4 protein-coding genes and 1 pseudogene are annotated in these 6,180 nt (G+C 70.7%); 4 read left to right on the top strand and 1 reads right to left on the bottom strand.

What is annotated here, in order from left to right; all coding sequences use genetic code 11:
* Positions 1–233 precede the first annotated feature (233 nt).
* Entirely contained in the window at positions 234–1,841 is a 1,608-nt protein-coding gene (locus SSNG_RS09835; protein ID WP_042800816.1) for a GMC oxidoreductase, read from the top strand.
* Between the two features lie 43 nt (positions 1,842–1,884).
* Positions 1,885–2,796 (top strand): annotated as a pseudogene (locus tag SSNG_RS39315) (IS5 family transposase).
* Here the strand turns inward: SSNG_RS39315 and SSNG_RS09820 are convergent.
* Positions 2,793–4,589 carry an AMP-dependent synthetase/ligase gene (locus SSNG_RS09820; RefSeq protein WP_007263667.1) on the bottom strand — a complete coding sequence of 599 codons (1,797 nt, stop codon included), beginning with the start codon at positions 4,587–4,589 and terminating at the stop codon, positions 2,793–2,795. The pseudogene SSNG_RS39315 and the gene SSNG_RS09820 overlap by 4 nt on opposite strands.
* A 253-nt stretch (positions 4,590–4,842) precedes the next feature.
* Between SSNG_RS09820 and SSNG_RS09815 the strand changes: the two genes are divergently transcribed.
* Positions 4,843–5,625, top strand: coding sequence for a metallophosphoesterase (locus SSNG_RS09815; RefSeq protein WP_007263666.1), 783 nt, complete (start codon positions 4,843–4,845; stop codon positions 5,623–5,625).
* 79 nt (positions 5,626–5,704) lie between these two features.
* Positions 5,705–6,148 carry an SRPBCC family protein gene (locus tag SSNG_RS09810; RefSeq protein ID WP_007263665.1) on the top strand — a complete coding sequence of 148 codons (444 nt, stop codon included), beginning with the start codon at positions 5,705–5,707 and terminating at the stop codon, positions 6,146–6,148.
* Positions 6,149–6,180 lie beyond the last annotated feature (32 nt).

Here is a 6,180-nt window from a genome sequence, read left to right as displayed (position 1 = left end):
CCCGCCCAGCCGCACCCCACGCAGCGGAGCGACCCCGGCGGGGGGACGACTCGGGGTCAAGAAGGGACGGAAGGCGACACTTCCGGTCAACCACCGCCAATCCCGGCCGGAATCGCGCAGATCGGCGGGCATGCGCCGAGCCCCGGCTACGGTCCACACATGTCTGACTGTTACTCACATGCGTGGCAGTGCGAGTTATGGCCGGTTGGGCGGAATCCGCTCATGATGCGGCCATGACACACAACCTGACGCGCCGTCAACTGGGCCTCAACGCCCTCCGCGCCGCCGCAGCCCTCGGCATCACCCGCATCGGCCTCGGCGCCGCCGCCGCGGCGGAACCCCCCGCCGCCCCGTACGCGCCCGCCGTCGTCGTCGGCTCCGGCTACGGGTCCGCCGTCGCCGCGCTGCGCCTGGGGCAGGCCGGCGTGCGCACCGTCGTCCTGGAGATGGGGCGGCTGTGGGACACCCCCGGCCCCGACGGCAAGGTGTTCCCCTCCACCTCCGCCCCCGACCAGCGGTCCATGTGGTTCCGCACCCGCACCGAGGCCCCGCTCGCCCAGTTCCTCTGGCTCGACGTGGTCAACCGCGACATCAGCCCCTACCCCGGGGTCCTCGACCGGGTGAACCACGGCGGCATGTCCGTCTACGTCGGCCGCGGCGTCGGCGGCGGCTCGCTCGTCAACGGCGGCATGGCCCCGACCCCCAGACGCTCCTACTTCGCCGAGGTGTTCCCCCGTGTGGACGCCGAGGAGATGTACGGCACCTACTTCCCCCGCGCCCGCGCCATGCTCGGCGTCAACGGCATCGACCCCGCCTGGTTCGAGTCCACGGAGTGGTACCGCTTCGCGCGGATCTCCAGAAAACACGCCCAGAACACCGGCCTGAAGACCACCTTCGTGCCCAACGTCTACGACTTCGGGTACATGAAGCGCGAGGCCGCCGGCACCGCCACCCGCTCCGCCCTCGCCGGCGAGGTCATCTACGGCAACAACCACGGCAAGAAGAGCGTCGACAAGACCTACCTCGCCGCCGCCCTCGGCACCGGCAACGTCACCATCGAGACCATGCAGCGGGTGGTCGCCGTACGCCAGGATTTGGCCGGCGGCTACGTCCTGACCGTCCACACCAGCGACGTCACCGGCCGCGTCACCCAGGTCCGCGAACTCGGCTGCCGGCAGCTGTTCCTGGGCGCCGGCAGCCTCGGCACCACCGAGATCCTGCTGCGCGCCCGCGAGACCGGCGCACTGCCCGCGCTCAGCGAGAAGGTCGGGCTCGGCTGGGGCCCCAACGGCAACGTCATGACCGCCCGCGCCAACCACCTGTGGGACACGGTCGGCTGCAACCAGGCCACCATGCCGGCCCTCGGCATCGACGACTGGGACAACGCGGCCAACCCGGTCTTCGCGGAGATCGCCCCGCTCCCCATGGGCATCGAGCACTGGATCTCGATGTACCTGGCCATCACCAAGAACCCGGAGCGCGGCCGCTTCGTCTACGACGCGGCGACCGACTCGGCGCGGCTGAACTGGACCCGGGACCAGAACGCCCCGGCGGTCGCGGCGGCCAAGAACCTCTTCGACCGGATCAACCGCCGCAACGTCACCATCTACCGCTACGACCTGTTCGGCGACAACAAGGCCTTCGCCGACGACTTCACCTACCACCCGCTCGGCGGCTGCGTCCTCGGCGAAGCCACCGACGCCTACGGGCGGGTCAAGGGCTACCAGGGGCTGTACGTGCTCGACGGGTCGCTCGTACCGGGCTCGCTCGGCGTGAACCCGTTCGTGACGATCACGGCCCTCGCCGAGCGGAACATGGAGCGGATCCTCGCCCAGCCCTAGCCCCTAGCCCCTAGCCCCTAAGGCCTGTCTGATAATTGATCTTGTGGCAGGTCGAGGTGAGTTGACGGACGCGGCATGGGATCGGATAGAGCCCTTGTTGCCGCAGGTGGACGGGCGCGGTCGGCCGTGGCGTGATCACCGGCAGGTGGTCAATGGTGTGCTGTGGCGGTTGCGGACCGGGGCGCCGTGGCGTGACCTGCCCGAGCGGTACGGGCCGTGGCAGACCGTCTACGAGCGGTTCGCCCGCTGGGAGGCGGACGGGACCTGGGCGAAGCTTCTGGAGCACGTCCAGGTCCGCGATGACGCGGTTGGCCGCGTGGAATGGACGGTTGCCGTTGACTCCACGATCAACCGCGCCCACCAGCACGCCGCCGGCGCCCGCAAAAGGGGGCCGCAGACGGGGACGAACTGGAAGATCCGGGCCGCTCGCAGACGCGCCAGGCCCTCGGCCGGTCCCGAGGCGGTCTGACCACCAAGGTCCACCTCGCCGTCGACGGCCGCGGCCTGCCCCTGTCCATCGTGCTCACGCCCGGCAACGTCAACGACGCCACCGCATTCGCCCAGGTCCTCGACGGGATCCGCGTTCCGCGAGCCGAAACCGGCCGCCCGCGCACGACACCGACCCGCGTCCTGGGCGACAAGGCCTACTCCAGCCGGGCGATCCGGCACCTGCTGCGGCGTCGGGGCATCGTCGTCACGATCCCCGAGCGCCGCGACCAGGTCGCCAACCGCCGGCGCAGAGGGCGCCTCGGCGGCCGTCCGCCCGCCTTCGACAAGGAGGTCTACCGCGACCGCAACGTGGTCGAACGATGCTTCGCACGCCTCAAGCAGTTCCGCGCGATAGCGACCAGGTTCGACAAGCTCGCCGACCGCTACCGCGCCGGAGTCGTCCTGGCCTCGCTGATCCTCTGGCTCCGTGAACCAGCCAGGTGATCATTTGTCAGACAGGGCCTAGCCCCGGTACAGGGCGTCGATCTCGTCCGCGAAGTCCTTCGCCACCACGTTGCGCTTCAGCTTCAGCGACGGCGTGATGTGGCCGGACTCCTCCGTGAACTGGGAGCCCAGGATGCGGAACTTCCGCACCGATTCCGCCTTGGACACCGCCGCGTTGCCGTCGTCGACGGCCTTCTGGACGGCGGCGAGCAGCTCCGCGTCCTCGCGCAGCTCCGCCGCCGTCACCCCGGCCGGCTTGCCGTTCTCCGCGGCCCACCGGCCGAGGAACTCCTCGTCGATGGTGACCAGCGCGGCCACGAACGGCCGCCCGTCGCCGACCACCATGCACTCCGCGACCAGCGCGTGCGCCCGGATCCGGTCCTCGATCACCGCGGGGGCGACGTTCTTGCCGCCGGCCGTGACGATGAGCTCCTTCTTGCGGCCGGTGATCCTGAGGTAGCCGTCCTCGTCGAGGGTGCCGACGTCGCCGGTGTGGAACCAGCCGTCCGTCATCGCCTCGGCCGTGGCCGCCTCGTTCTTCCAGTACTCCTTGAAGACGTGCTCGCCGTGCACCAGGACCTCGCCGTCGTCGGCGATGCGCAGCACGGAGCCGGGCAGCGGCTGGCCGACCGTGCCGATCTTCTGCTTGTCCCACGGCAGGAAGGCGGTGGCCGCGCAGGTCTCCGTCAGGCCGTAGCCCTCCAGGACCGTGAAGCCGATGCCGCGGAAGAAGTGGCCGAGGCGCTCGCCGAGCGGGGCGCCGCCGGAGATCGCGTACTCGCCCCGCCCGCCGAGGACGGCGTGCAGCTTGGAGTAGACGAGCTTGGAGAACAGCTTGTGCTTCAGCTTCAGGCCGAAGGACGGGCCCGAGGGGGTGTCCAGCGCCCGGCTGTACGCGATCGCCGTGTCGGCGGCCGCGTCGAAGATCTTGCCCTTGCCGTCGGCCTGCGCCTTGGCCCGCGCCGAGTTGTAGACCTTCTCGAAGACGCGCGGCACGCCGAGGATCAGCGTGGGGCGGAAGGACTGCAGCTCGTCGGTGAGGTTCTTGATGTCCGGTACGCAGCCCAGCCGGATCGGCGCCAGCACCGCCGCCACCTCCACCAGGCGGCCGAAGACGTGCGCGGCCGGGAGGAACAGCAGCACGGAGCACTCGCCGGTGCGGAAGAGCGGCTTCAGCCGCTCCACCACGTTGCCGCACTCGGCGAAGAAGTTGCGGTGGGTCAGCACGCAGCCCTTGGGGCGGCCGGTGGTGCCCGAGGTGTAGACGATCGTCGCCGGGTCGTCGGCGACCGCGAGGGCGCTGCGCGCGTCCACGTCGGCGTCGGTGACCTCCGCGCCCGCGGCCTTCAGCAGGCCCTGGGCGTCCTTCTCGATCTCCCAGACCTCGCGCAGCTCGGGCAGCCGGTCCCGCAGGGAGGCCACGTTCGCGCTGTGCCCGGGGCTCTCCACGATGGCCGCGACGGCCCCGGAGTCGCCGAGGATCCACTGGATCTGCTCGGGGGAGCTGGTCTCGTACACGGGGACGGTGACGCCGCCCGCGGTCCAGATCGCGAAGTCGAACAGCACCCACTCGTAGCGGGTGCGGGAGATCAGGGCGACCCGGTCTCCGGGCTCGATGCCCGACGCGATCAGGCCCTTGGCGGCGGCCCGCACCTCGGCGAGGAACTCCACCGCCGTCACGTCCTGCCACCGGCCGTCGACCTTGCGGCTGATGACGGCGGTGTCTGGGTGCTGGGCGGCGTTGCGGCGGATGAGATCCGTCAGGTTCCCGTCCGACGGGACCTCGTACAGGGCCGGAAGGCTGAACTCGCGCAAGACTGCTGCTCCTCTGGGCGCCATCGCCACCGTGTGGACCGACCGGACGTTACCCACCGGTAGTGGGTTCCGGATAGAGGGAACCGGCCAGATGTTCCGTGCGTCACATTCTGTACATCCCGATGCGGCGCACGACCCGCCAATACGCTGCCGACAGTAGTCGACCGTGTGCGCGACTCGGAAGTAACCGCAGGTCCGGCCGCCTGCGACCCTCCCTCTACCCGGCCGGAGCCGGCCCCCCTAGGGTGAGCGCATGGGTGGCAGGAAGAGTCGTACGCGGGTCCACGTCGTCAGCGACGTCCACGGCAACACCGACGCGCTCGCCCGCGCCGGAGACGGCGCCGACGCCCTCGTCTGCCTCGGTGACCTGGTGCTCTTCCTCGACTACGCCGACCACTCCCGCGGCATCTTCCCCGACCTCTTCGGCATCGAGAACGCCCACCGCATCGTCGAACTGCGCACCGCCCGCCGCTTCGCGGAAGCGCGCGAATTCGGCCGCCGGCTGTGGGACGGACTCGACAGGGAACGGATGATCGAGGAAGCCGTCCGCCGCCAGTACGCGCAGATGTTCGCGGCCTTCCCCAGCCCGACGTACGCCACGTACGGCAACGTCGACATCCCCGGCCTGTGGAGCGAGTACGCCGGCCCCGGCACCACCGTCCTCGACGGCCAGCGCGTGGAGATCGGCGGCCGCGTCTTCGGCTTCGTCGGCGGCGGACTCCCCTCGCCGATGCGCACCCCCTACGAGGTCGACCCCGAGGAGTACGCCGCCAAGGTCGAGGCCCTCGGCGAGGTCGACGTCCTCTGCTCGCACATCCCGCCCGAGGTCCCCGAACTCTGCTACGACACCGTCGCCCGCCGCTTCGAACGCGGCAGCGAAGCCCTGCTGGCCGCGATCCGCCGCACCCGGCCCCGCTACGCCCTCTTCGGCCACGTCCACCAGCCACTGGCCCGCCGGGCCCGGATCGGCGCCACCGAGTGCGTGAACGTCGGCCACTTCGCCGCCACCGGCAAGCCCTGGGCCCTGGAGTGGTGAGCTCCACACGCACGGTAGCCTGCACGCGGCGGCCGCGGGCCGCACACTTCCTCGAACACTCCCCGGAGGAGCCACCGCGATGGCGGAACACACCAGCTCAAGCATCACCATCGACGCCTCCCCGGCCGACGTGATGGCCGTGATCGCCGACTTCGCCCGCTACCCGGAGTGGACCGGCGAGGTGAAGGAGGCCGAGGTGCTGGCCACCGACGCCGAAGGCCGCGCCGAGAAGGTCCGCCTCCTGCTGGACGCAGGCGCCATCAAGGACGACCACACCCTCGCCTACACCTGGAAGGGCGCCGACGAGGTCAGCTGGACCCTCGACAAGTCCCAGATGCTGCGCCAGCTCGACGGCTCCTACCGCCTCGCCCCACTGGACGGCGGACGCACCGAGGTCACCTACCAGCTCACCGTCGACGTCAAGATCCCCATGCTCGGCATGATCAAGCGCAAGGCCGAGAAGGTCATCATCGACCGCGCCCTCGCAGGCCTCAAGAAGCGCGTCGAGACCCCCCGCCCCTGACGCCCCGGGCCCCCTCCGGGACACCGCCCGCG

The sequence above is a fragment of the Streptomyces sp. C genome, assembly GCF_000158895.1.
In the GTDB taxonomy this organism is placed as follows: Bacteria; Actinomycetota; Actinomycetes; order Streptomycetales; family Streptomycetaceae; genus Streptomyces; species Streptomyces racemochromogenes.
The sequence above is the reverse complement of the archived record's forward strand: the minus strand, read 5'-3'. Positions and strand labels throughout refer to the sequence as shown.

Bases quoted from the DNA above. Each gene is read 5' to 3' on its own strand.
- SSNG_RS09815 (WP_007263666.1), top strand. From the start codon at position 4,843: ATGGGTGGCAGGAAGAGTCGTACGCGGGTCCACGTCGTCAGCGACGTC.
- SSNG_RS09810 (WP_007263665.1), top strand. From the start codon at position 5,705: ATGGCGGAACACACCAGCTCAAGCATCACCATCGACGCCTCCCCGGCC.
- SSNG_RS09835 (WP_042800816.1), top strand. From the start codon at position 234: ATGACACACAACCTGACGCGCCGTCAACTGGGCCTCAACGCCCTCCGC.